Annotated in this window: 26 protein-coding genes and 1 pseudogene; 2 read left to right on the forward strand and 25 right to left on the reverse strand. The window is 43.6% G+C overall.

Features of this window, described 5'->3' with window-relative positions; all coding sequences use genetic code 11:
* Positions 1–122: 122 nt before the first annotated feature.
* The 10 genes from FC15_RS00560 to FC15_RS00605 form a co-directional block, all read right to left on the reverse strand.
* Positions 123–1,844, reverse strand: coding sequence for a proline--tRNA ligase (locus tag FC15_RS00560; RefSeq protein ID WP_057822861.1), 1,722 nt, complete (start codon positions 1,842–1,844; stop codon positions 123–125).
* 28 nt (positions 1,845–1,872) lie between these two features.
* Positions 1,873–3,141, reverse strand: coding sequence for an RIP metalloprotease RseP (gene rseP / locus FC15_RS00565; protein ID WP_057822863.1), 1,269 nt, complete (start codon positions 3,139–3,141; stop codon positions 1,873–1,875).
* Between the two features lie 74 nt (positions 3,142–3,215).
* Positions 3,216–4,010 carry a phosphatidate cytidylyltransferase gene (locus FC15_RS00570; protein ID WP_057822865.1) on the reverse strand — a complete coding sequence of 265 codons (795 nt, stop codon included), beginning with the start codon at positions 4,008–4,010 and terminating at the stop codon, positions 3,216–3,218.
* A 25-nt stretch (positions 4,011–4,035) separates the two neighbouring features.
* Positions 4,036–4,761 (reverse strand): isoprenyl transferase, encoded by a 726-nt coding sequence (locus tag FC15_RS00575; protein WP_057822866.1) that lies wholly within the window; start codon positions 4,759–4,761, stop codon positions 4,036–4,038.
* 67 nt (positions 4,762–4,828) lie between these two features.
* Positions 4,829–5,389, reverse strand: coding sequence for a ribosome recycling factor (gene frr, locus FC15_RS00580; protein ID WP_057822868.1), 561 nt, complete (start codon positions 5,387–5,389; stop codon positions 4,829–4,831).
* Positions 5,379–6,116: a UMP kinase gene (gene pyrH / locus FC15_RS00585; RefSeq protein ID WP_057822870.1), complete on the reverse strand. Its 738-nt coding sequence runs from the start codon at positions 6,114–6,116 to the stop codon at positions 5,379–5,381. Before pyrH ends, frr begins: the two co-directional genes overlap by 11 nt.
* A gap of 92 nt (positions 6,117–6,208) precedes the next feature.
* Positions 6,209–7,087, reverse strand: coding sequence for a translation elongation factor Ts (gene tsf, locus FC15_RS00590; protein ID WP_057822871.1), 879 nt, complete (start codon positions 7,085–7,087; stop codon positions 6,209–6,211).
* 162 nt (positions 7,088–7,249) lie between these two features.
* Positions 7,250–8,041: a 30S ribosomal protein S2 gene (gene rpsB, locus FC15_RS00595; protein ID WP_057822873.1), complete on the reverse strand. Its 792-nt coding sequence runs from the start codon at positions 8,039–8,041 to the stop codon at positions 7,250–7,252.
* 165 nt (positions 8,042–8,206) lie between these two features.
* The gene (locus FC15_RS00600; RefSeq protein ID WP_057822875.1) at positions 8,207–8,491 is read right to left on the reverse strand and encodes a GIY-YIG nuclease family protein; all 285 of its coding nucleotides are present in this window, start codon (positions 8,489–8,491) and stop codon (positions 8,207–8,209) included.
* Positions 8,488–9,222: a tRNA1(Val) (adenine(37)-N6)-methyltransferase gene (locus tag FC15_RS00605; protein ID WP_235803297.1), complete on the reverse strand. Its 735-nt coding sequence runs from the start codon at positions 9,220–9,222 to the stop codon at positions 8,488–8,490. The genes FC15_RS00600 and FC15_RS00605 overlap by 4 nt, the downstream gene beginning before the upstream one ends.
* Before the next feature lie 152 nt (positions 9,223–9,374).
* Here FC15_RS00605 and FC15_RS00610 point away from each other — a divergent pair, with 152 nt between their 5' ends.
* Entirely contained in the window at positions 9,375–10,031 is a 657-nt protein-coding gene (locus FC15_RS00610) for a lysophospholipid acyltransferase family protein (RefSeq protein WP_057822879.1), read from the forward strand.
* Positions 10,032–10,191: 160 nt separating this feature from the next.
* Here the strand turns inward: FC15_RS00610 and FC15_RS00615 are convergent, their stop codons facing one another.
* From FC15_RS00615 to FC15_RS00630, 4 genes are all read right to left on the reverse strand, one after another.
* Positions 10,192–12,012, reverse strand: a complete 1,821-nt coding sequence (locus tag FC15_RS00615) for an ABC transporter ATP-binding protein (RefSeq protein ID WP_057822881.1) — start codon at positions 12,010–12,012, stop codon at positions 10,192–10,194.
* The gene (locus FC15_RS00620) at positions 11,999–13,765 is read right to left on the reverse strand and encodes an ABC transporter ATP-binding protein (RefSeq protein ID WP_057822883.1); all 1,767 of its coding nucleotides are present in this window, start codon (positions 13,763–13,765) and stop codon (positions 11,999–12,001) included. Before FC15_RS00620 ends, FC15_RS00615 begins: the two co-directional genes overlap by 14 nt.
* 157 nt (positions 13,766–13,922) lie before the next feature.
* A complete protein-coding gene (locus tag FC15_RS00625; protein ID WP_057822885.1) occupies positions 13,923–14,153 on the reverse strand; it encodes a YneF family protein in 231 nt (76 codons plus the stop codon).
* A gap of 101 nt (positions 14,154–14,254) precedes the next feature.
* A complete protein-coding gene (locus FC15_RS00630; protein WP_057822886.1) occupies positions 14,255–14,503 on the reverse strand; it encodes a DUF896 domain-containing protein in 249 nt (82 codons plus the stop codon).
* Positions 14,504–14,640: 137 nt separating this feature from the next.
* Here FC15_RS00630 and lexA point away from each other — a divergent pair, with 137 nt between their 5' ends.
* Positions 14,641–15,261: a transcriptional repressor LexA gene (gene lexA, locus FC15_RS00635; protein ID WP_057822889.1), complete on the forward strand. Its 621-nt coding sequence runs from the start codon at positions 14,641–14,643 to the stop codon at positions 15,259–15,261.
* Between the two features lie 128 nt (positions 15,262–15,389).
* On the opposite strand, the gene FC15_RS00640 is transcribed toward lexA, so the two are convergent.
* The 11 genes and pseudogenes from FC15_RS00640 to FC15_RS00685 form a co-directional block, all read right to left on the reverse strand.
* On the reverse strand, positions 15,390–16,415 hold the full coding sequence (locus tag FC15_RS00640) for a M48 family metallopeptidase (RefSeq protein WP_057822891.1): 1,026 nt from the start codon (positions 16,413–16,415) through the stop codon (positions 15,390–15,392).
* 41 nt (positions 16,416–16,456) lie between these two features.
* Positions 16,457–17,068: a LemA family protein gene (locus tag FC15_RS00645; protein ID WP_057822893.1), complete on the reverse strand. Its 612-nt coding sequence runs from the start codon at positions 17,066–17,068 to the stop codon at positions 16,457–16,459.
* Positions 17,069–17,207: 139 nt separating this feature from the next.
* A complete protein-coding gene (locus tag FC15_RS00650) occupies positions 17,208–17,837 on the reverse strand; it encodes a restriction endonuclease subunit S (protein ID WP_057822895.1) in 630 nt (209 codons plus the stop codon).
* Positions 17,759–19,792: an HsdM family class I SAM-dependent methyltransferase gene (locus tag FC15_RS00655; RefSeq protein WP_057822897.1), complete on the reverse strand. Its 2,034-nt coding sequence runs from the start codon at positions 19,790–19,792 to the stop codon at positions 17,759–17,761. The genes FC15_RS00650 and FC15_RS00655 overlap by 79 nt, the downstream gene beginning before the upstream one ends.
* 39 nt (positions 19,793–19,831) lie before the next feature.
* Positions 19,832–19,978, reverse strand: a complete 147-nt coding sequence (locus FC15_RS09080) for a hypothetical protein (protein ID WP_157051233.1) — start codon at positions 19,976–19,978, stop codon at positions 19,832–19,834.
* Positions 19,979–20,291: 313 nt separating this feature from the next.
* Positions 20,292–20,609 (reverse strand): carboxymuconolactone decarboxylase family protein, encoded by a 318-nt coding sequence (locus FC15_RS00660; RefSeq protein ID WP_057822899.1) that lies wholly within the window; start codon positions 20,607–20,609, stop codon positions 20,292–20,294.
* A pseudogene (locus tag FC15_RS00665) lies at positions 20,610–21,033 on the reverse strand (cupin domain-containing protein).
* Positions 21,034–21,144: 111 nt separating this feature from the next.
* The gene (locus FC15_RS00670; RefSeq protein WP_057822901.1) at positions 21,145–22,011 is read right to left on the reverse strand and encodes a LysR family transcriptional regulator; all 867 of its coding nucleotides are present in this window, start codon (positions 22,009–22,011) and stop codon (positions 21,145–21,147) included.
* Positions 22,012–22,103: 92 nt separating this feature from the next.
* Positions 22,104–22,418: a DUF960 family protein gene (locus FC15_RS00675; RefSeq protein ID WP_057822904.1), complete on the reverse strand. Its 315-nt coding sequence runs from the start codon at positions 22,416–22,418 to the stop codon at positions 22,104–22,106.
* Between the two features lie 16 nt (positions 22,419–22,434).
* Positions 22,435–22,911 (reverse strand): aminoacyl-tRNA deacylase, encoded by a 477-nt coding sequence (locus tag FC15_RS00680; RefSeq protein WP_057822906.1) that lies wholly within the window; start codon positions 22,909–22,911, stop codon positions 22,435–22,437.
* A gap of 226 nt (positions 22,912–23,137) precedes the next feature.
* Positions 23,138–23,566 carry a GNAT family N-acetyltransferase gene (locus FC15_RS00685; RefSeq protein ID WP_057822908.1) on the reverse strand — a complete coding sequence of 143 codons (429 nt, stop codon included), beginning with the start codon at positions 23,564–23,566 and terminating at the stop codon, positions 23,138–23,140.
* Positions 23,567–24,265: the final 699 nt, after the last annotated feature.

Genomic DNA, 24,265 nt, shown 5'->3' on the forward strand with positions numbered 1-24,265 from the left:
AGTTCACGACCCATAACTCCTCAAAAATCGATGATTTGAAAATCCGAATGAGCTCGATCAGCATCATTCGGATTTTTTCGTTATTCTTCAAAAAGTTTTAAGCCGATCACACACATGCCTGCTTAGATATTGGCGGTCTTTGAAAGCAAGATATGAATCACATTCAATAATTCATCTTTCTTGACCTCAAGTTTCTCGCCAGTGATTCGTAATTGAACCTCGACAATATCTTCTGCAGCCTTCTTACCAATTGTCACTCGAATTGGTAAACCAATCAAATCGGAGTCTGCAAATTTAACCCCAGCACGCTCATTTCGATCATCCGTCAAAACGTTCAATTGACTTTCCACCAAAATTGCCTCAACTTCTTTGGTCAAATTTGCTTGTTCTTCATTCTTTAAATTAATAGGTACCACATGAACGTCAAATGGGGCGACCGCTGTTGGCCAGATGATCCCATTCTCATCAGAATGCTGCTCGATGATTGCCGACAACAAACGAGAAACGCCAATACCATAACTGCCCATGATCAGAGGCTGTTCACGTCCATTTTCATCCAGGAAGTTGGCACCAAACATCTTCGTATAGCGCGTTCCAAGCTTGAAGATATGGCCAATCTCGATCCCACGCGTGAATCTGAGTGGGCTCTTACCATCGGGCGCCAAATCCCCCACACGCGCCACGCGGAAGTCACCGACATCTTCAGAAGCAACCTTGAAATCACGGTCAGGGTTAACATTTAAGAAATGATAGCCGGCTTCGTTAGCACCGGTCACCGCATTGATCAATTTCATCACAGTTTCATCGGCTAAAATTCGAACGGATGACGGTGCATTGACAGGACCAATTGAACCAACTGGTGCATTGAAAATTTCCTGCACTTGTTGATCTGTTGCTAACGATAAGAAATCCGCATGCAGGAAGTTGGTCAATTTGACATCATTGACCTCATAATCTCCACGAACCAGCACAAGAACAGGTTGATCGTCTGCGATGAATAAGATACTCTTGATTAACTTTTGAGGGACGATCTTTAAGAAATCAGTGATGGAATCGATTGAACCGACGCCTGGTGTGGCAATTTTCTTAAGCTCATCGATTTGTTCTTGGACCTGAATATAATTATCAACGTTTTTCGCCATTTCGAGGTTTGCTGCATAATCATCATTGTCCGTATAGGCAATTGTATCTTCACCGATATCCGCAATCGCAGAAAACTCACGCGAATCCTTACCACCCATCGCACCAGCATCTCCGACAATGGTTCGATAATTCAGATTGAGACGATCAAAAACATTCCGATAGGCAGTTTCCATCTCATGAAAAATTTCATCGAGCTGATCCTCGTTTGCAGAGAAAGAGTACCCATCTTTCATGATAAATTCGCGCCCACGCAACAATCCATAACGTGGACGGTCTTCATCACGGAACTTCGTTTTGATCTGGTATAAAGTGATTGGTAATTTCTTGTAAGACTTTAATTCGTGACGGACTAAATCTGTGATTGTCTCTTCATGAGTAGGTCCGAGCACAAAATCGCGATCATGACGATCCTTAAATTTGAACAAGTTATCGCCATAAGTTGGGTAACGGCCACTTTCTTTCCAAAGATCCGCTGGAATCAGCTCTGGTAAAGAAACTTCGACGACATCAATTTTATCCATTTCTTCGCGAATAATGCCTTCAATTTTTTGCAACACACGAACGGCCAGTGGTAAATAAGAATACACCCCTGCCGAAGTTTGACGAATATAGCCGGCACGCAACATTAATTGATGACTACGCGCGTCTGCGTCTGCTGGCGTCTCTTTCAACGTGGGAATATACATTCGAGATTGTTTCATTAAATTACTCCTCCAAAAAAACACGATCTTATTTAATAAAGTAGCGCGCAATATCATTCCAAGTGACCGCAATAAATAACACTAAAATCAACCCGGCACCAATCAGAGTGATCATACCCTCTTTTTCGGCTGGAATTGGTTTCCGCCGGATGACTTCAATGAGATTAAGTAAGATTTTACCGCCATCAAGGCCCGGAATTGGAACCAGATTGACTAATCCTAGATTGATCGACAGCATCGCTAAGAACCAAACGATATTGGTGAAACCAGCATTAACCACTTGGGACGTTCCTTTGAAAATACCAACTGGACCAGAAAGTTTGTTCAAACTAAAACCGCCGGTAAAGAACGAACCCAAAACGGTTAAAATTTGTCGGCCGGTGGCAATGGTGGTCGTAAACCCATACTTCACTTTTGCACCAAAACTGCGATCGATTCGGTTCATGATTCCAATTTGACCATAACTTTTACCGGACAACTTGACCGCATTTGGCGTCAACTTGATTTTCAAGTTCTTCTGGTCACGTTTAACGGTCAGTGTCACAGGCTGATTAGGTTTATTCTGAATCTCGGTCACTAATTTCACCCAAGTGGGCGTCTTAACTTGATCAACTTTCAGAATCTGATCACTCGTTTTCAAGCCAGCCGCTTCGGCGACAGAATTAGCTTTAATTTCGCCCACAAAGTTCTGTGTGGACAGAACACCACCCTGCAGAAAAGCAACTACGGCGAAACCAACGATTGCCAATAAAAAGTTATTGAACGGTCCAGCAAAATTAGTCATCATTCGTTTCCAAACAGACACGGACTGAAATTGAACATCACGTGGTGCGATCTGAACTTCTGTGCCATCCGATTCGATAATCAGGGCATCATGATCAACATGAAACGTCCGCGGCTGATCAGGATCGGCATTTTCATTACCCTTAATCGTCAAATCGTCGACAAGATCGGCCGCCGCAATTTGAATCGGAATACCTGATAGTGTCGAATTTTGCTCGCTGATATCGATTTTAGTGACGATACCAGCCTCATTAACTTGCAACGTGCCCATCGTACCAGGCTCAATCGTCGAATCATCATCACCGGCACCCGCCATGCGCACGTAGCCACCAATAGGCAGCCAACGAATCGTAAATGTTGTGTGATTTTGACGCCAACTAACCATCTTTGGTCCAAAACCGATGGCAAATTCGCGTACTAAAATACCCGACTTACGTGCCGCAATGAAATGACCATATTCATGGAAAACAACTAGGATACTAAAGATAATCAAAAAAGAGATGACTGTTTTCAAATGGTTACTCCTTATCCGCTTCTTGAGAAGCGCTAAAATTCAGTTCAACCATGATTGAAGAAGGGCAACCTTAATTAAATTAAGGCAAACCAGTGTAGCATTGGTAAAACAAACAATAAGCTGTCGAAACGATCTAGAATACCGCCGTGACCTGGCAAGATTTTACCAGAGTCTTTAACCCCATAATAACGCTTATAAGCAGATTCCACCAAGTCGCCAAGTTGACCACAAACTGAGAAAATCAGCGTGGCTAAAAGCATCCAGACTTTGTGATTGTAACCCACTGGGAAGAAATAGAGGTAAATCGCTGCGAATACTAACGCGCATAACGTCCCGGCAATACTGCCTTCCCAAGTCTTATTGGGACTGATCGCAGGCCAGAGTTTATGCTTACCAATTTTACGTCCAAATGAATAAGCACCAATATCTGTCGCCCAAATAACGACAAGAATGTAACCTAATAATTCAAGTCCGTTTTCGGCGCCACGAACAGCCACCAATGAGTGGAACCCATTGCCAATATAAACCATTGCCAATGTGTTGATGCCGATGTCATCCACATTTGTTTTGTTTTTTGTCGTAACGGTTACCAGCAGCAACAACGCCACTGTGATTGCAAAAATGTCAAAGCGTGAGAGATACGAAGGTAAATTAGAGAAAAAACCATCGGGCAAAACCAATGTCGTGATTCCTAAACAAGAAATAATAAAATCAGGCGAAACGATGATGCGTTTACGCATAATAAACATTTCTGAGAGACCGATAATTGCCAGCAAAATTGCGGCAACATCAATCCAGTAACCTCCCAACAAGATAATGGGAATAAAAATTATTAAAGCAACAACTGCTGTGATTACACGTTGTTTCATCACTGTACCTCAACTTTCTACTGTGTTATTTTAGCCCACCATATCGACGTACGCGGTGATTATAGGCATCAATCGCCGCGTTTAATTCTGTCGCTGAGAAGTCTGGCCAATGAACTTCCGTAAAATAGAACTCACTGTAGGCTAATTGCCACAATAAAAAGTTGGAAAGCCGTAATTCACCACTCGTACGAATCAACAGATCTGGATCAGCAAGTTCACCTAAGGGTGCCGTCATTAAATGCGACTGGATCAATTCATCATTGATCTGATCGGGCCTGATTTCACCTGCTGCAACCTCAGCAGCAATTGATTTAACGCCAGCCGTGATCTCAGCTCGTCCCCCATAATTTAGCGCAAAATTTAAAATCATGCCCGTATTATTAGCAGTATCTGCCATGGCTTGCTTCGTGACTGTTAACGTTTTTTCTGGTAATTGATCCAGGAAGCCCATCACATTGACTTTAACATTCTGAGCCATCAGCTCCGGAATGAACGTATTGAAGAAGTCAATTGGTAACTGCATCAAGTAGTTAACTTCTTCGGTCGGACGTCGCCAATTTTCGGTCGAGAATGCATAGAGTGTCAAAACTTTGACGCCCAAGTGGCTAGCAACCTTTGTAATGGTTTTGACGTTATTCATGCCTTCCTTATGACCAAAAGCACGGGGTCGGTGATGTGCCTTTGCCCAGCGGCCATTGCCATCCATGATGATTGCAATGTGCTGCGGAATCGTACGTTCTGGATCTGTCACACAAAAACTTCCTTTTCAGTAGAATCGAGCGATAATGGAAACCACCTATCAATCATTGATTGTCGGACTAGCCTTCAGTGATTTCTGTTTCTTTGTTCTTGGCAATCTCATCGATATTCTTGATGGCCGCATCCGTAACTTTTTGCAATTCGTTCTCTAAATCATGCATTTCATCTTCAGAAATTTCAGCATTCTTCTGTTGTTTACGAATTGCGTCTAATGCATCACGACGAATATTGCGAATTGCAATCTTTGCATTCTCGGCGTCTTTGCCAACTTCTTTAGCCAACTCTTGACGACGCTCACCTGTTAATTGCGGAATCACTAAGCGAATAATATCACCATCATTAGCTGGATTTAAGCCTAAGTCGGAAGCCAAGATAGCTTTCTCAATATCATTCAATGAACCCTTGTCATATGGTTTGATCATCAAGACACGTGGTTCTGGTACATTGATCGCCGCCAATTGATTCAGAGGCGTAGGTGCACCATAGTAACTCACGTTAATCCGGTTAAGCAGACTTGCATTCGCGCGACCGGCACGAATGTTAGCCAGATCACGTTTGAGTGAATCAGCCGACTTGACCATCGTTTCTTCTGCTTTATTGATAATTTCATTATTTGTCATTATTTTTTCCTCCACGAATCGTGGTACCGATTTTTTCACCTTTCACAACGCGCTCAATATTGCCGCGCTCCTGCATGTTGAAAACGACGAATGGAATATCATTGTCCATCGATAAGCTGCTAGCTGTCGAGTCCATGACCTTCAAGCCCTTGTTGATGATATCTAACTGTGTTAACTCATCGAACTTCTCTGCATTAGGATCTTTATTAGGATCTGCGTTATAAACACCGTCGACATTATTCTTCGCCATCAAGATCACGTCGGCGTCGATTTCAGCAGCACGCAATGCAGCGGCTGAATCTGTTGAGAAGTAGGGATTACCAGTTCCACCTGCGAAAATAACCACACGGCCTTTTTCAAGATGATGGATGGCACGACGACGAATGTAAGGTTCAGCAACTTGACGCATCTCAATGGACGTCTGAACACGCACTTCAACGCCCAAATGCTCCAAACCATCTTGCAATGCTAAGCCATTCATAATTGTTGCCAACATCCCCATGGAGTCAGCCTGTGCGCGATCCATTCCCAGCTCTGCACCAGTTTCGCCACGCCAAATATTACCGCCACCGACAACAATACCAACCTGAACGCCTAAATCATGAACCTGTTTGATCTGCTCTGAGATTTGTTTGATGACTGGTGGATGAATGCCGAAGCCAGTTTCGCCGGCGAGTGCCTCCCCACTTAGTTTAAGCACAACACGATGATATTTGATTTCTGACATAATCGTTCCTCCGTTATTTGCTAAGTTCCATTCTACCATATGTTTGAATTTCGTTGCATAAAAAAAGGGTCATAACTGACCCTTTTATAAATTTAATCTTTGATTTGGCTCATAACTTCTTCAACGAAATTATCGGCTTGTTTTTCAATACCTTCACCGACTTCGAAGCGTACAAAGTTGACAAGCTTGCCACCCTTGCTTGCGACGTATTGGCCAACCGTTTGGTCAGGATCTTTGACAAACTCTTGATCTTCGAGACTAATCTCAGATAAGAACTTGTTTAAACGACCTTCAACAATTTTTGGTACGATTTTTTCAGGTTTGCCTTCATTCTTAGTCTCTTCGGTGAGTACTTCACGTTCGTGATCAAGAACTTCAGATGGCACGTTTTCACGTGAGACATACTTAGGGTTGATGGCAGCAACGTGCATTGCAACGTCACGAGCCGTCTCTTCATCGGCACCCTCAAGTAAAACAAGTGCGGCAATTGCGCCACCATTATGCAAGTATGAACCGAATGCTTGGCTATCAGTCTTTGCCAAAATTTGGAAACGACGGAAGCTGATCTTCTCACCGATCACAGCCGTTAAAGCAGTGATCTTTTCTTGTAAAGTCTGACCATCAACACTTAAGGCCAAAACATCGTCGTTATTAGCAGGTTTGTTAGCAGCAACAGCCTTTGCAATCTCGTCAACTAATGACGTGAACTTATCATTTGAAGCAACGAAGTCAGTCTCAGAGTTAACCTCAACAACAGCAGCTTCATTACCATCAATCGCAATTTGTGCTAACCCTTCGGCAGCGACGCGATCATTCTTCTTAGCGGCTTTTGCAATTCCCTTTTCGCGCAAGACATCGATAGCTTTTTCCATGTCGCCATCAGCAGCTACCAATGCTTTTTTAGCATCCATCATACCAACACTAGTTTTTTCGCGTAATTCCTTAACTTGAGCTGCAGTAATTTTTGCCATGAGTGAAACCTCCTAGAAATTTAAAAGTAAGTGATAAAACATCACGGTTAAATTCGAATATGAGATGGTTGAGTGCCATCCGTAAATTCAGTTTACCATACAAAGAAAGAGTTTGTGACAAAACCAAGTTTTGCGACAAACTCTCTGATTGTCATTCACTAATTATTCAGCATCTGATGTTGATTGTTCAACTTTTTCAGCGATTTCTTCGATTGATTCGTCGCCTGATTCTGCAGCAGCTGGTTGTTGTTCTTCAGCAGCAACATCATCTTCACCTTGATGACCTTCGATCACAGCGTCAGCCATCTTAGCAGTAATCAAACGAACGGCACGAATTGCATCGTCATTTGAAGGGATAATCACATCAATGTCATCTGGATCAGTGTTTGTATCGACCATGGCAACGATAGGAATATTTAATTTTTGAGCTTCTTTAACTGCAATACGTTCCTTACGAGGATCAACAATGAACATCACATCTGGGATACGAGGCATGTCTTCGATACCGCCCAAGAACTTCTCAAGCTTGCCTTGTTCCTTCAGCAATAAAGCGACTTCTTTCTTAGGAAGCACATCAAATGTGCCATCAGTTGCCATTTTCTTAATATCTTTCAAACGTTTGATACGGCTCTGGATGGTATTCCAGTTCGTCAATGTACCACCTAACCAACGATGGTTAACGTAGTATTGGCCTGCACGAGTTGCTTCTTCAGCAATTGCATCTTGTGCTTGTTTCTTAGTCCCAACGAACAAGAAGACACCGCCGTCTTCAGAAACAGCTTTAACGTAATTGTAAGCATCGTCAACCATCTTAACTGTCTTTTGTAAGTCGATGATGTAGATTCCGTTACGTTCTGTAAAGATGAATGGTTTCATCTTTGGATTCCAGCGACGAGTTTGATGACCAAAGTGAACACCGGCTTCGAGCAATTGTTTCATTGATAATACTGCCATAATGTAAATCCTCCTAGTTTTTATTCCGCCATTCTGCTCGATTCGTGCCTGCACCAGCAGGACTGGCAACACAGGCACGATCACAGAATGTGTGAATTTGGTGATAACACCGCTAATTATTATAGCTGAAATCACGACCTAATGCAAGAAATTTTCAGTTGAAAGTTAATCTGATTCTTGATCGGGTAAAATGGCGGATTGATGGGTCGAAATATAAACTTCTTTTTGAGCACGCGACTTCTTTTTAAATTGCAATTCAAATCTGAGGGCGCTCGATTTATCCGCAAAAGCTTCCACGTAGAGCAATCTGACCGGTCGCCGAGTGCGTGTGTACTTCGCGCCTTTGCCAGCATTATGCGTGGCAATCCGCTTGGCAACATCATTACTAGTCCCCGTATAGAGCGTCTGGTCGGCACACTTTACCACATAACAATAATAAATGAGACTCACCTTTCTTCTGTACCATACAAAATTTGGCTGACAGCATCTGTATAGGTATTATCTTCACGATAGACAGTTAGTGGTGGCTGGATACGAACACCATTGGGTCGGCCATCTTTGATTGCTTCGATCAAAACCATATTAGCTTCTCGATCGGCTTTAGGATAAACGAACCGCAAACGTTTCGGTGCCAATCGATTTGCCTGCAACTTGACCATGATCTCATCGAGTCGTTCCGGACGGTGCACCATGAAGAAATGACCGTTCGTCTTGAGCAACTTAGCACTCACCGCAAGCACTTCATTTAAACTTGTCGAAATTTCATGACGCGCCATTGCGTAGTAAGGATTCGGATTTTTCAAGCTTAGTTCGTGATCTGCGAAGTAAGGTGGGTTGCAGGTGACGGCATCTGCCTGATCACTCCCTAAGATTTGCGGTGCTTCTTTTAAGTCAATGTTGGCGACTTGAACTTGGTCTGATAAATGGTTGAGTACCACCGACCGCTGTGCCATCTCCGCTAATTTCTGCTGAATTTCAACAAGCGTAATTGGTCCTTTAGTCTTCCGCGATAAAAATAGACCGACCGCACCATTGCCTGCACAAAGGTCAACGACTTGATAACGCGGTCCCAAACGGGTAAAATCAGCCAGTAACACCGCATCCAACGAGAATGAGAAGACATCATCACTTTGAATGATTTTGACCGCGCCATTATATAATTGATCGATTCGTTCAGTCACATTCTCACTCCTTATCGACTGGTTTAATCAGTCATTCTGGTCAGATATCTCGCATGATAACTGACCAGGAAATGACATTGTATCTTGATTATTATACCAAAACTTCTTTTTTCTGATATAATTTTTTTGAATCCATGAAAATAGGTGAAATGATGTTTTATAAATTTATTCGTCCCATCGCCCGTTTCATCGTCTGGGTGTTAAACGGACGTCCTCATCTGACAAATCCAGAGAATTTGATCGACGGTCCCTACATTTTAGTCGCACCGCATCGAACCTGGTGGGAACCAATTATCTTTGCATTGGCGGCTAGTCCACGTGAATTTTCCTTCATGGCTAAGAAGGAGTTATTCCATAACCCAATTCTTGGCTGGATTTTACGTCACGCTCACGCCTTTCCGGTCGACCGGTTCAATCCAGGACCATCTGCCGTCAAAATTCCGGTGCGCATCTTGAAAGAAGGCAAGCTCTCACTGATTATTTTTCCTTCAGGAACACGCTATTCCTCTGAGTTAAAGGGAGGTGCTGCATTGATTGCCAAAATGGCGAAGGTGCCCCTGCTTCCGGCTGTCTACCAGGGTCCGACAACTTTCAAGGACTTCTGCAAACGACGTCGAGTCACGGTCGGCTTTGGTGATCCCATTCTCATTGATCGCAAGCAAAAACTGAATGAAGCTGGGTTGGCGCTCATTAACGAGCAGATGGAAGCGGCTTGGCAAAAGCTGGATCGACAAATTGATCCCAGCTTCGTCTACCAACCAGATCCTAAAAAACTGGATCAAGAGAAAGCAGCCAATAAGCTCAAATAGCCGGTACCAATGCTTAAACGAATTTCCACATCGATGTTCGCAGCCAAAACAAAAGCTTGATCTTGAAAGTAAAACTTTCTTGACCAAGCTTTTTTGATGGCATCAATCGATTAATTCTAGAAAAGGTTGTCAGTTGGCTATTTTTAATTGCCACACAACATTAAGCGGGATCAACGTTCTTTCCCCGCTGCAATTCATAGAGCTGATAATAATGACCCTTCTGTGCCAACAATTCGTCATGCGTGCCGTGCTCAACAATCTTGCCTGCATCCAAGACAATGATCTGTTCAGCGTCCCTAATCGTCGATAAACGATGGGCAATTGCGATGGTCGTACGGCCGCGTCGAATCCGTTGGAGTCCCTCTTGAATCAACGTTTCTGTTTCCGTATCAATGTTTGCAGTGGCCTCGTCCAGAACAAGAATCTTCGGATTAGTCACAACAGTCCGTGCGAATGAGATTAATTGTCGCTCACCACTTGAAAACTTAGCGCCACCTTCGATCACGCGCGCATGATATTTGCCTGGCAATTTTTCAATGAAATGGTCCGCTTGTACAAACTTTGCGGCGTCTTCAACTTGTTGATCCGTGATTTTATCATTGAACAAACGAATATTAGACGAAATATCGCCGTAAAACATGAATGAATCTTGCAAAACCAACCCGATCCGTCGACGAATCTCGGCCATCGGATAATCTTTGATATCTCGATCATCAATTAAGATCTTACCCTCATAAAATTCATAGAACCGCATCATCACATTGATAATAGAACTCTTACCAGAACCGGTATGTCCGACGATTCCGATTGTTTCACCAGGATTCGCAACGAATGAAATATCGTCGAGAACTTTATCCTTCCCATCATAGGAAAATGAGACGTGGCGGAACTCAATTTTACCAGTCGTGATCTCGCCGTGTGCCCCCTCATTTTGTGCCGGCGCAGTGGTTTGATCATCAAGAATTCTCAAAATACGGCTGCCTGCAACAACACCATCTTGCAACGCAGACAATGAATCCATCATGTCATCCATTGGATTGAAGAAGTTAGATACATACGTTGTAAACGCGTAGATCACACCAGCTTCGACGAATTGATGCTGTGCTAACAAGCCAAAATGCGTCAACACAACAACGATGGCAACCGCGTATAGCAAATCGATCAATGTCGATAAAAGCAGTGAGTTTGTCCGAATCATCGCCTTGCGCGCGTCCAAGTAATCTTGGTTCGTTTGCTCGAATTCCCGGCCAATACGATGTTCCTGGCGAAATTCCTGAATGATTGAAATTCCTTCGATTGATTCATTCAACTTTACATTTAACTCACTTAATTTTTCGCGCATGTGTCGATAAACCTTCGAGCTATAATGCGAGTAATACCAAATCGACACAACCAGAATCGGCAAGAAAGCCAAAACGATCCACGCGGAAACAGCATTGGTACTATACATCGCGATGAAGGCCGTCACAACAGCAAATAGTCCCGTTATCAGCGAGGCGAATACTTGTAAGAAATCCATCAGTGACATGGTATCGTTCGTCACCCGTGAGACGATCGATCCCGCAGGCGTTAAATCGAAATAACGCATACCTAACGTATGCAGTTTACGAAATAGTGCCCGCCGAACGTCCTCTAACGATTTCTCAGAGCCCATCGAATACAGAAAGTTGCTGAAAAACTGCATGATTGCTTTTAAGATGGTTCCCATAAAGTAAAGTGCCGCAAATCCTAAAATAATTTTAAACGCGGTGTTGCCCTTGTTCAAATAATGATCCATAAAATATTGGAGCAAGCGCGGCAATAAAATATTCACCGTTGCCAAAAGTGCCGAAAAAACAAGCGCAACGATAAAGAGCCACTTAAACGGCATTGCAAAATGCATCATGCGTTTAATGATCTTGAACTGCTCCTTGGTCGTAATACTTCTCGACCATGCAGACTGGTAGCCTTCTTCTTGATTACTATCATTATTTTGCGCCATCTTCAGCACCTCCTACGCCTAATTGTGCGGCTAATTGTTGACGACGCCACATCTCGGCGTACCAACCATTTAACGCCAATAGTTCATCATGTGTCCCTCGTTCGACAACACGGCCATCATCTACCACAAGAATCTGATCCGCATTCATCACACCACTTAAACGATGTGACGAAATAATCGTCGTTTTTCTTGAACGGTCCTCTTTCAGACTGGTCAAAATCGCTGCTTCAGTTTTCGCATCAACGGCTGACAGCGCATCATCTAAGATCAAGATTTCCGGCAGCGTGATCAGTGCTCGTGAAATTGCGAGACGCTGCTTTTGACCACCGGAAAGCGAGACACCCTTTTCACCGACTAAAGTATCATACTGACGACTAAAGTTCAGAATATCATCATGAATCGCACTCTGACGAGCAGCAGATTCGACTTCATCTTGAGTTTTATCCATCGCTGCAAAACGAATATTATTACGAATACTGGTTGAGAATAAGAAGTTATCCTGTGGGACATACCCGATGGATGACAGGAGACCCTCCAAGGTGTAATCCTTGATATTTTTACCACCAATTTTGATTTCACCCTCGTAATTATCGAATTGTCGCAACAGCAACTTGATAATCGTCGTCTTACCCGCACCAACACGGCCGACTATCCCTAATGTGCCACCAGCAGGTAGGTCGAAATCAATGTTTTGCAGAGAGACTTCTTCATCATCTGGATAAGTGAACGCGGCAACGTGATAACTAATATCGCCTGCCACCAAATGTTCGGTCGCGTGAGAACGTTCTTTGATCAAGCTCTTCTCATCCAAAAGTTGATAGACGCGATCATAACTGGCATTTCCACGCTCAATGACATTGAAGAGGCGACCAATTGCAAACATCGGCCAAACCAACGTACCAATATAACTGACGAAGGAAATAAGTTGCCCTAATGTAATCATATGTGTGGTGACCAACCAGCCGCCATACATAATCGTGACTGCATAAGTTAAGCCAATAATCATGGAAGTCACTGGCCCAAATAACGAGTCGATTCGATAAACTTTACGGTTGATATCGATTGTTCTATCAACAATGCCTTCAAAATCATCAATATCTTCTTTGGCCTGACCGAATGTCTTGATCACCTTAATACCACTGATTGATTCCTGCGTTTTATCATTCAATCGTGAGAAAGCCGCCTGAGATTCACCGTAGGCTTGATGTAAACGACTGCCTAAGATTCGTGCAGAAATTGCAAGTAACGGCATTGGAATCAGGGCAACCAAGGTTAAGCGCCAGTCGACGAATACGATCATGGCAATAATCGTGGTTCCGCCCGTCAAAATTGAGTCCGCAAAAGTTAAAATACCGGATCCAGCAACATTTTGAATGGCATTTAAATCATTGGTCGCGTGGGCCATCAAATCACCGGTTCGGTGACGCTGGAAGAAAGTTTCGTCCATTTTTAAAAAGTGACTGAATAAATTCGTTCGCAGTTCACGCTCCAGTGTGGCCGCGCCACCCCAAATCATATTTCGCCAGCCATAACGGCTCAGATATTGAAAAATTGCCGCAATCAGTAGCAGCCCTACCCACATGAACAAGAGACGTGTGGTCAATCGACGCTCGTTCATCAAGTCAGCTAAGATGCCGATGACACGAGGTGGTACAACGCCGGCCAAGTCAACTAGAAGCAAGAATAAAATACCCGCAATATAGCGTTTCTTTTGTTGTTTAAAAAACCAACCTAATTTCTTAAAAATTCCCATAAAAACCTCGCATTATTCTTCAGGAGACGTGTTGATTTCAGCGTTTTACTTCGTTGAGTAAAACCACCGAGCGTCTTCTGAAAGCGTCATCTTATTGTCCTTAAGACAAAAAGAAGCAGGCGTCAAGACGCCTGCAAAAGAACTGCACAGATCAAAGCTATTTGCCACTCTTTTGTTGCTGAGCTTTCATGGCAGTCATCATCTGATGTAATTTCTTTTCTGACGGCTTCTGGCCCATTTGAACCATCATCGTCCGCATCATGTCTTCATTGACAGGCGGATTGTCCCGGAAATACTTCTTCATATAAGCACGTGCACCGAAGAAACCAGCGACCGCACCCAAGATCAAAGCTAAAATAATTAAAACAATTGCTAATCCTGTGCTCATCTAAAAAAACTCCTTAATAATGAATTCTTCTACCATTCTACCCAATTTACCTATCAATATGCAAGCTTATCAGTTGATAATTAAATGAGAATTTTTAAAATTTACTCATCATCCCGTAAACCCTTCTCACGTTGGATACGACGAACCTTAGCTGGCGTCACTTCTTTGCCATCTGTATTGAAGACACGTAAATCTTCAACCTGCGTGCGAAAACCAGCACGGAACTCCTTCAAGTACTGCTGACGAAGTCGCGCCCGTTCAGCGACTTCCTCCTCGGTTAATGCTTCGATTTTGGCTTTAGCCGCTAAGGCATTGATTCGCGCAATTAATTCTGGATCGATTGCTGACATCACAAACACTCCTTTATCATTGATCAATGACGATGGCGAGACGCCACTGTTTATCAGCATGAAAAACACGAACATAAGTTTGATTTTCGCTAGCTTCTATGTTATGTTTATATTAACATATTATCGGGGTGCCTGACATGACAAAGACAATTAGCGCGAAACAACTCGAAGTCCTACAATACATATATGATACGGCCACTGACCGCGGTTATCCACCAACAGTGCGCGAGATTGGTGCGGCGGTGAACCTTTCGTCGACCTCGACGGTGCATGGACACCTTTCCCGGCTTGAGAAGAAAGGCCTCATTCAACGCGATCCGACAAAACCTCGAGCAATCGAGGTCACTGATAACGGACTCAACGAGCTGGGAATCTCCAAGAAAGAGATTCCTTTGCTCGGTGTTGTGACCGCCGGGGAACCAATTCTGGCCGTCGAGGAAGCAACTGACTATTTTCCATTGCCACCTGAACTCGATCTCGATGATAATAACCTGTTCATGCTCACGATTCGCGGTGAAAGTATGATCAACGCTGGCATCCTTAGTGGTGATCAAGTCATCGTGCGCCAACAACGCGAAGCCAAGAATGGCGATATTGTGATTGCCATGACTGATCAAGATGAAGCAACCTGCAAACGATTCTTCAAAGAGAAAGATCACATTCGGCTTCAACCTGAAAATGACACAATGGCGCCTATTATTCTGTCAGACGTCACTATTCTCGGTAAAGTTATTAGTCTTTATCGTGCACACATCTAATCACGGCAACTGACCTACTGAGTTTCTTAACGTCCGAGCAACTACGCAACCTGCGTTTTTGCTTGGACGTTTTTTTATTCCTTTGAATCGAAATCGCGCGTGCAAAAAAACATGCTTCTCAGCATGTTTTATTCGGGATCTGACCCAGGTTCAGGTTGTTCCCCCAGTACTAATTGTAAATTCTTGATTCGCTCATCTAGCGGTGGATGATCATCCATCATTCGCGACCACCATGAACGTTTTTTGGCTTTACCAAAAAGTGGTTCTACTAAACATAATTGTGCTGTATTAGGCGAGAGCACTTTGGCTGCCGGCTGAGGCTCCTGAAGCTTCCGAAACGCCTTGATGAGTCCCCAAGGGTTGCCAGTTAACTCTGCACCGGAAACATCTGCAAGTGCTTCGCGTTTGCGTGATAAGAACTTCTGAAGCAGATAACTCAACGGGATGCCAATCAGAATAATCAAACTTCCCACTAATAACATGGCCAATCCAATTAGTTGCGTTGAATTATTATCTTTATCATCACGTGAACGGCGACCACCACTACTATAAACAATCACACGACCAAATCGGAGCAAGCCATAGCCAAGAATCGTGATAAACCCGACCAAAGCGATTGAAAGTGTTGTGACTCGAATATCATAGTTCTTGATGTGACTCATCTCATGGCCGATGACACCTTCCAGTTCTTCACGATCCATCAGATCGATCAAACCCTGAGTTACCGCAATACTCGCCTTATCTGGACGCATCCCTGTCGCAAATGCATTAGGTGACGGATCTGGAACCAAATAAACCTTGGGCATGGGTAGCCCGGCGGCTAAGCTCATCTCGGTGACAATATTGTAAACACGCTTCTGGTCAGGGTCAGTTGTAGATTCGGTGATTTCTTGACCTTTGTTCATACTCAGAATGTTTCGACCATTTTGCCAATACTGAAAACCTATATAAACAATTAAGATGATTTCCAGAATGATCAACCAGAACCAGGGCTGCTGATTGGTTTCAGTCGCACTTGATTGGGTTCCGCCAAAAATCAAAACTAAGGCAACAAAAATCACGTTGATCAAAGCAAAAAAAGCAATAATCGCCCACAATGAGCGTTTCTTATTGGATTGAACCTGTGCCTCCAGTGTATCTAAGTGATTACGCATAACTGATCACACACCTTCTGTTCACCATTGCATCGATCCAATTAAAACTTAACTTCTGGCGCAGTCTTCGTTGACTCTTCAATAGGCAATTGCTCCTTCTTGGTAAAATGAAACATGCCAGCAAAGATATTCGTCGGAAAGACTTCGATCTTGTTGTTGTAATCGCGAATGGTTCGATTATAGTTTGTTCTTGACGCCGCTACCCGATTCTCCGTAGTTGTCAACTCTTCTTGCAGCTGACTGAAGTTTTGTGCCGCCTTCAAATTTGGATAATTCTCAGAAACCGCGAACAAATGCCCTAAAACTTGAGTCGCTTGACTATCCGCTTGAGCACGCTTTGCGATTGGTTGACGGTCATCCCCCATCACATCTGCCTGCTTCTGCAAATCAGAGAGTGGATCTGCCTGCGATTGGCCATTGGCAACACCACGCGCCTGGATGGCATCCATCAAGGTATCATGCTCGTGTTTCGCATAACCTTTGACCGTGTTGACCAAGTTTGGAATCAAGTCTGCACGGCGTTTCAATTGAACGCCGATCTGACTTTCTGCCTCGTCTGTTAAATTTCGAGCCTTGACCATGCCATTATATAAGGCGGCAATAATGATTGCTAAGATAACAACGACAATAATGATAACAATACCTGCAGTCATGATAATTCCTTCTTTCAATTAAATTTAGTTAAGCTTATTTTACCATGGTTCGCAGAAATAAGCCCTTAATTCGGCTAACGACCTGTTTGAATGCACCACGATTGTTAACCTCGCTCGATCGTTTGCAGTCACCTCACCACTAATCGACGTTTTTGAAATAATGACGATCATGATCGTCTAGTTCGCGAATGATTGCAGACTGTTCTTGGCTCCCAGGTTCACACGCCTGGGCGGAAAATGAACGTTTATCCAGACTGGGCGGCGTTTCTTGGACGATTGTTGATTGTGAATAGCCATGCTGTAACATAAATTGGCTGATTCGATTCATACCGGCGCGCACAATCATTGCCATATACGCTTCAATATAATTCAAGGCGACTTGACCCTCAGCCACCGGAATATTGACGGTCTCTGATTTAATGCGTTCCCAATTAGCCTTGTGGGACCAATCATAATTACCACGGATTGATTTTTGCAGAACGGCGACAAAATAGAGATATTGATTATCCGTTAGTTCTTGGTGTTTGTAACGAATACTGTAGCTATCTTGCAGCACCGTGAATTCGTTCGGCTGATAGAACATCGCCCCCGTATTCGCACCATTCGCTGAAACCGAAATCACTCGCTTCAGAATGGTCGCACCTTGACGTGGGACATAATAGGCCAGCCCTTGGTTTTCGATACCAGCTGTCAGCGCAGGTAGGCAATAAACATCATCGTGTTTGCCCTTGAGATCCTGCGCCTTATAAGGCAGTTTTTTCGTTGGCACCTTCTCGAATAACTCTTCGATCTTAAATTCTTGGCGGGCGACTTGGAACGTCCGAGCCAGTTGTTGCAATTGTTCGTCCGTCGATCGAATGGCCGCTGTCGACTTTGCTTGTGACTTGAGTGCACTGGCAACTTCCCAGGCAAGATGCTCATAAACCGCCGACTTAAAGTCCGACGTCTTGGGGACGGCCACGTTTTTCTTATGTTGTGCATAATTCCAGTCGTTCCCGGCACTCGGATCGATCGTATCAATAAAATACGTTTCACCAAGTGGATAATACTCGGGTTCAGCAACTTTTCCTTGGATGATTCCCACGAGTTCCTGGTAGCGTTCGTGAGCGTGATCAACATCTCGTAGGTTAGAAATGGCTTTTTGCGATGCGTCCGCAGATAACCGTCATTCGAAAAATCGACGAACCGGACTTGATCGTTAGCTTGATGCGGTTCTCCGACCTTAAAAACATAAATTGATGTCTGAACACTCGCTTTGAATAAGTCGTTTGGCATCCGAATTGAAGCCACCAAACGATTATGCTTCAAGATCCGCTGACTGATTGCCATCGCACGCCCTGCGCCGGCAGAGTCTTGAATAATCACTGCACCCATACCTGAGCTCATCTGCTCAAACGCCTTTTGAACAAAGATCAACCCATTACCTTCTGCACTGTATGGTGGATTTAATAAGAAAACGTTCGCCTTGAATTTTTTACTTTTATCATAGGCATAAGTTGCGTCGTAACCATTAATTGCATCGGCATTGACGATATTTGTCGACCCATCACCAACTAAAATCATATTCAAAACAGCCAGCATGTAGATATCGGGTAATAACTCAACACCGAGTAACTGGCTCGTCTTGATCTCAGAGATTTTACGTTGATAAGCTTCTGGATCATTTTTCAATTGCGCGTGCGCATCTCTCAGCATCAAATGCATGGCAGAGATCAGAAAGCCACAAGAACCCAACGCCCAGTCCCAGACATAGCTATTCATATCGACGGTACAAATGCGTGCCATCAAATCAGTAATGTAACGCGGCGTCAACACAACGTCATTGGCCCCACCATCTGGAACGTCCACCCAAGAATTCATGACATTAAAAAGGCAGCCGGTAAAGTCAGAGATATCGGCCGTCAGGTAGGTAGGTCGTAATTCATCATAAATTTCACAATAGATTTTGGCAACGGCGGTCATCCCATCCGTTTCTTTAGTATTTAAATTGTTGCTGACAAGTGTACCTTCCAGCACCGACATAATTTGCTTGATCTTGGCGTCTGGTAAATGACAAGCATGTAACGCTGCCTGGACTTTCTTGAAAATCTTATCGCCATCAGTTTGACCTGGTGCACATTCACCCGTTAATTCTTGTGGATCCAAAGGTGGCACTTCGTCATCACTGCCGCGATGCTGCACGCCAATGGAAGCTAGCAATGACGCCGAAACAACAAAAATACGATAGCGTGGTAAAATGCCATTCTGATCGTGCAAAGTCTGATTCAGATGTTTGAGCACCATATCCAATCGCGTTTCGTCGCGAATCGCACGACGATGTAGCTCTTCAGGTGCCTCAAGAACTTCATTGATTTTTTGAAAAAATGGCCGCACATTCTCGCGCTTCAAGAATGATAAGTCTGTGGCTTCCGTGATAAAAAGCGGTAATTCCGGATTTTCCGTCGTCAATAGATACGCGGCGATCTCATGACGCCACTGACCAGATGTTTCAGGCCAACTATTGACGCCGATAGCCAAGACTTCGTGATAATCAAACTCTTGAACAACGCAATTCGCCGCATACGCCGCAGTATTAACCGCGTACTTGGAGATTACTTTTTCAAAATGAAATTTTCCATGAAGATTACGCAAGATCACAAGGCCCTGATTATCTTTCTTAACTAGCCGCTTGACGTGGCTTTGAGACGCAATTAAAACTGGCAAGACTGTCTCGCCATCGTTCATGATAAATGATCGAGTTGCTAAACGACTCTTAGCAGCGCCTTATATGGGAGGCAACTGTTGTAAAGATTTATTTAACCAAGTCTGGTGTTTCAGTTGTTCGGAAGCAAGCTGATGCCAACCAAGCTGAACGATTTGATTGAGCACCCATCCCGTCACATCCACATCATTTGATTTTGCTTTTTTCATGCATAAATCCCCCACTCGTTGATGTTAAAAATAATTATAACAGTGACGTGAATCATTTAACAGCGAACGGGTCGGACAAATATCAGTCGTTGATCAGCAAGTGGATTGGGGGCGGTTAAGCAATTCCACTAGCCGTACTTATGAAACATCCTGAGATGATCGCGACCTACCAAGGCATCGCACACAATCATAAGTGTTTCGCAACTCAGACTACCACCTGTCAACGGACGACAAGAGACAAAAAAGGCTTCTAACGAAAGATTAACTTTCGAAAGAGGCCTCCAGATCAGTGATTCAAAACAAAACAGTTCGATCAATCTGTGTAGATCTTTTTAGCAAGTGCAAATGCTGACCATGCTTTCGGCCAACCGGCGTAAAACGCTAAGTGCGTGATCAACTCGACGATTTCATCTTTGGTCACACCGTTTTCTTTTGCAATTTGGAGGTGTGCCTCTAATTGAGGGACACCCTGTGTCAACAGACTGGATACCGTGATCAGGCTCCGATCATGGGCGGAAAGTTTCGACTCTCGTGACCAGACTTCACCGAAGAGCACGTCATCGTTCAATTCAGCAAACTTCGGCGCAAAATCACCCAGTTGTTCATGACCAGCGGTTTGTTTTTTGACCACTTATTTGTCCTCCTGTTCAAATGCAGTTTCAACTGCTGCATATTGTTCCTCACTAACAGGCTCTAGCCACCAGCAGTAATGGCGACGTGGCTAAACCAGCTATCCTTCGTCGCGCCATGCCAATGCTTTACACCATCATGCGTGACGACAACATCGCCGGTGACCAGATGACGTGCTGGTTGACCGGCCTCCTAATCCAGCCTTCGCCACCCGTCACCAACAGAATTTGGTACCCATCATGGTGGATATGCCAATTATTGCGGCAACCTAGCTCAAAGGTCACATTGCCCACACCAATAGTCACTTCTGGATCCGCAACTAAACCTTGCAAGTAGCTTTGACCTACGAAATACTTTGCATACGCATCGTTTTTCGGCCCGCGGGGAAATATTACCCTATTTTCAACCGAATCGTGTTTTACCATCGGTATTCATTCCTTATTCAACATCGTCTTACCACAACTATAAGCCTCGTCAAATTCACTGTCTAATGCTTATTTTAAAGCAATCCATGCGTCAGAGGCATAGATGATCGTCTAGTCAGCAAAAAGTTGAATAAATCGATGAGCAACGGCCGAAACCTCACGATCACGCCGCCAAACTAACACACCGCAAGTGGTCAATGCAGGTTCAAATGGTACAAATTTAAGCTGTTCTTGATCAATCGGTGCCCCTTCAATTCTAACAGCAACTCCGACTTGATGCGCAACCAAAGGAATCACATTGTAACTCAAGTTGAAATTACCGATGATTTGCAACTCGTTAAGTGCATGTTTGGACCAAGTGGCAATCAAGGCTTGAACATCCGGACGTGTGGAAATCAGCAGCGGTAATTGTGTCACTTGCTCAGGCAGGATGGCCTCTTGCCGAGCAAGTGGTGAATCCTTTGAAACCAACAAGCCCCAACATTCGATTTGAGGCAGTTGCCATGTGTGATACTTTTCAGTCTGGATGGGTTCTAACAAGACGGCTAAATCCAATAATCCCTTATCAAGTTGATCGACGATCGCATCACTCGTCTGTGTGTAGAGGTCAAAAGTGATTTGCGGATAAGTCGCCATAAATTCCTCCAGCTTCTGTGCAACAAACGCAGAATTAGCAGATTCTACACAACCAATTGCCAAATGGCCGCTAAATAATTCTTGTTGTCGATCTGCGAATGCTTGCGTCGTCGCGTCTGTTAACGCCAAAATTTCTTCCGCGCGACTCTTAAGATAACGCCCCGCCTCGGTAAATTGCAAATGCTGCTTATCCCGACTAAATAATTCGGTCTCTAATTCCTGCTCCAACGCTTTCAATTGACGGCTTAATGTCGGCTGGGTAACGTGAAGAATGCGGGCAGCTTGCGATATCGTCCCTGCATTGGCAATCGTTAAAAAATAGCGCAATAAACGAATTTCCATCATAAACTCCGATCGTTTTCATCAATGAATTGCCAAATGAGTACACCACATCTTTGCGTTCGACTCTTTGGCACAATCAAAAAAAGCCGACATTAATCGGCTTCGGAAGGTAACAAAATCGTCTGTGCCTTGCCATCATCGTAGACCAACAAAGCTTCAGGAAAATCTTCCTGGAAGGCATAATCGGTGTCAAAAGCGATGGCGTTATTGTTGTCTTCAAGATAATAAATATATTGGACCTGTTGTTTATCGTTCTCACGTAGTTCGAACGACAAAACTTGCTCATTCAGTGGGAAAAGTCCCTTCAATTGGCGATCGATAATCAGCCAAATCTGATCAATCAATTCACCGGGCAACACGGCAACCACACCGAAGCTAGCAAACCGATTCGCGGGCGTTTTAAACATCTCTCTCACTCCCTATTTATTCTGACACAATTAAATCAACGACTTCTGCGTGAACAAAGTCAATGAGATCTTGAGGCAATAGTCGGACTGAACGGCCTAATTTTCCAGAGGAAACTAGCATGTAAGGCATCTTCAGTGCAGTCTGGTCAATAAAAATCGGGAAATGATCTTGTTCGTAGATCCCAATCGGTGTATTTGCGCCATGAACGTAGCCACTCGTTTCGGCTAGTTCCTTCAAGGGCACCATCCGAACTCGTTTATTTCCAGACGCTTCGGCTAGCTTACGCTCATCAAGATGTTCGGCAATTGGCACAACCCCCACCACTGGCCCTGTCTTCTCACCGCTGAGGACTAGGGTCTTAAACACAAATTCGCGGTCTGTTTCGTGTGCTTGATCCTCAAGATCAAATTCAACCTGTTCATAGGCAATTTTGGCACGATCTAAGATTTTTTCAACTAATGTTTTTTGAAGTTTGCTTTTACGCTTGGACAATTCAGGACACCCTCACTTATCGATAGCGATAAAAAGACCGCCTATTAAAATTTAGGCGGCCAATCTTTGGCTATCAGTCTCACTCTGATCGACTAGGCAATCAGATTAGAGGCTGATGCCTTCAGATAATTACGAGATTTACTCAAAAGACATCACCTCCCTTTCAAATGACATGATAGCAAGTTTAAGCTTGAAATGCAATTGGGAGGATCTGATTGTATCATCGTTAAAACACTTTTTGAAATTTTGCTTGAAATTTAGCCTTTTCGTAGCCAATCTTTTCGTAAAATACATGTGCACCGGGTCGTTCTTCTCCCGAATTAAGGCGTACGCCTTCTGCACCAATATCCTTTGCCCATGTTTCCGCGGCTGTCATAAGTGCTTTTCCAACACCATGACCTTGAAATTGACTAGAAACAGCAAGCGCCATGATATTAACAAACAAATCACCAAAGGTCCCTAAATATTTGTGTGCTTGTACATAGCCAGCAAACTCCCCGTCTATCTCAGCAACATAAATCACTTGCCAGTCCAGTGATAAAATTAACTTCAACATTTCTTTGGTTTTCCCTAACGGATAATCATAATGCAATTCTTCAGTGTTAACCTTTTGAATTTCTTCAGCATCTTCAAGCACTGCAAGTCGAATATTCATACCGAACATCTCTCCCGTTAAATTAACTGTTGTATTCTGGAGTCTTGATTATACCACTCACAATTATAATAGTCATGAGTCATGTAATCGGTTACTTACTTTTCTTAATCGCCAACGTCACACCAGCTATGATTTGAATCATCGCAAATACCCCCCAACTTGACAATGAAAAGACAGTCATTAATTCCCACACGAAATTGTGGTTAAAGGTGAGATAAAAAATCAAGCTCAGAACGAAGGTGACAAGTTGTACAGTACTGAAAATTTTCAGAGTCAGCTTTTCAGTTTTTACGTCGACTTCTTGCCCAATAGCCTTGGACGCCGCAGTTTGACTCATGCCCTGGTTACCGTACGAGTAGGCAATTATTCCAACAACAACCGCCTGAAATAGCGTCGTAAAAAAACCTCCAGTAATCATGGTTAAAGAAATTTAACAAACAATATGATCATTCGCGGATCCTCTAAATTCTGGTTACATCAATAGGATACCCTCGCTGTTCAATTAACCATTAATTTCAAAATAGCGCTCATGCAAATTCCCTTCGAAACTTAAATTCGGATCAATCAAGGATAAGTGGTTGATCTTTAACGAGATTTCAGGGATTGAAAAAAGCACAAAATCCAAAATGGATTTTGTGCTTACCGTCGTGTCTTTAATTTCAATTGATAACTATTTTAGATTTAGTGGTCAATTAGAAT

The organism is Lapidilactobacillus concavus DSM 17758 (assembly GCF_001435835.1).
Taxonomy (GTDB): domain Bacteria; phylum Bacillota; class Bacilli; order Lactobacillales; family Lactobacillaceae; genus Lapidilactobacillus; species Lapidilactobacillus concavus.

Excerpts from the sequence above, each read along its gene's own strand:
- FC15_RS00570 (WP_057822865.1), bottom strand. The coding sequence starts at position 4,010 with ATGAAACAACGTGTAATCACAGCAGTTGTTGCTTTAATAATTTTTATT.
- FC15_RS09080 (WP_157051233.1), bottom strand. The coding sequence starts at position 19,978 with ATGAAAAAAGCAAAATCAAATGATGTGGATGTGACGGGATGGGTGCTC.
- FC15_RS00655 (WP_057822897.1), bottom strand. The coding sequence starts at position 19,792 with ATGAACGATGGCGAGACAGTCTTGCCAGTTTTAATTGCGTCTCAAAGC.
- FC15_RS00675 (WP_057822904.1), bottom strand. The coding sequence starts at position 22,418 with ATGTTTAAAACGCCCGCGAATCGGTTTGCTAGCTTCGGTGTGGTTGCC.
- FC15_RS00560 (WP_057822861.1), bottom strand. The coding sequence starts at position 1,844 with ATGAAACAATCTCGAATGTATATTCCCACGTTGAAAGAGACGCCAGCA.
- FC15_RS00620 (WP_057822883.1), bottom strand. The coding sequence starts at position 13,765 with ATGGGAATTTTTAAGAAATTAGGTTGGTTTTTTAAACAACAAAAGAAA.
- FC15_RS00645 (WP_057822893.1), bottom strand. The coding sequence starts at position 17,068 with ATGACTGCAGGTATTGTTATCATTATTGTCGTTGTTATCTTAGCAATC.
- rpsB (WP_057822873.1), bottom strand. The coding sequence starts at position 8,041 with ATGGCAGTATTATCAATGAAACAATTGCTCGAAGCCGGTGTTCACTTT.
- FC15_RS00640 (WP_057822891.1), bottom strand. The coding sequence starts at position 16,415 with ATGCGTAATCACTTAGATACACTGGAGGCACAGGTTCAATCCAATAAG.
- FC15_RS00685 (WP_057822908.1), bottom strand. The coding sequence starts at position 23,566 with ATGAATATTCGACTTGCAGTGCTTGAAGATGCTGAAGAAATTCAAAAG.
- lexA (WP_057822889.1), top strand. The coding sequence starts at position 14,641 with ATGACAAAGACAATTAGCGCGAAACAACTCGAAGTCCTACAATACATA.
- pyrH (WP_057822870.1), bottom strand. The coding sequence starts at position 6,116 with ATGTCAGAAATCAAATATCATCGTGTTGTGCTTAAACTAAGTGGGGAG.
- FC15_RS00670 (WP_057822901.1), bottom strand. The coding sequence starts at position 22,011 with ATGGAAATTCGTTTATTGCGCTATTTTTTAACGATTGCCAATGCAGGG.
- tsf (WP_057822871.1), bottom strand. The coding sequence starts at position 7,087 with ATGGCAAAAATTACTGCAGCTCAAGTTAAGGAATTACGCGAAAAAACT.
- FC15_RS00610 (WP_057822879.1), top strand. The coding sequence starts at position 9,375 with ATGTTTTATAAATTTATTCGTCCCATCGCCCGTTTCATCGTCTGGGTG.
- FC15_RS00625 (WP_057822885.1), bottom strand. The coding sequence starts at position 14,153 with ATGAGCACAGGATTAGCAATTGTTTTAATTATTTTAGCTTTGATCTTG.
- FC15_RS00630 (WP_057822886.1), bottom strand. The coding sequence starts at position 14,503 with ATGTCAGCAATCGATCCAGAATTAATTGCGCGAATCAATGCCTTAGCG.
- frr (WP_057822868.1), bottom strand. The coding sequence starts at position 5,389 with ATGACAAATAATGAAATTATCAATAAAGCAGAAGAAACGATGGTCAAG.
- FC15_RS00615 (WP_057822881.1), bottom strand. The coding sequence starts at position 12,012 with ATGGCGCAAAATAATGATAGTAATCAAGAAGAAGGCTACCAGTCTGCA.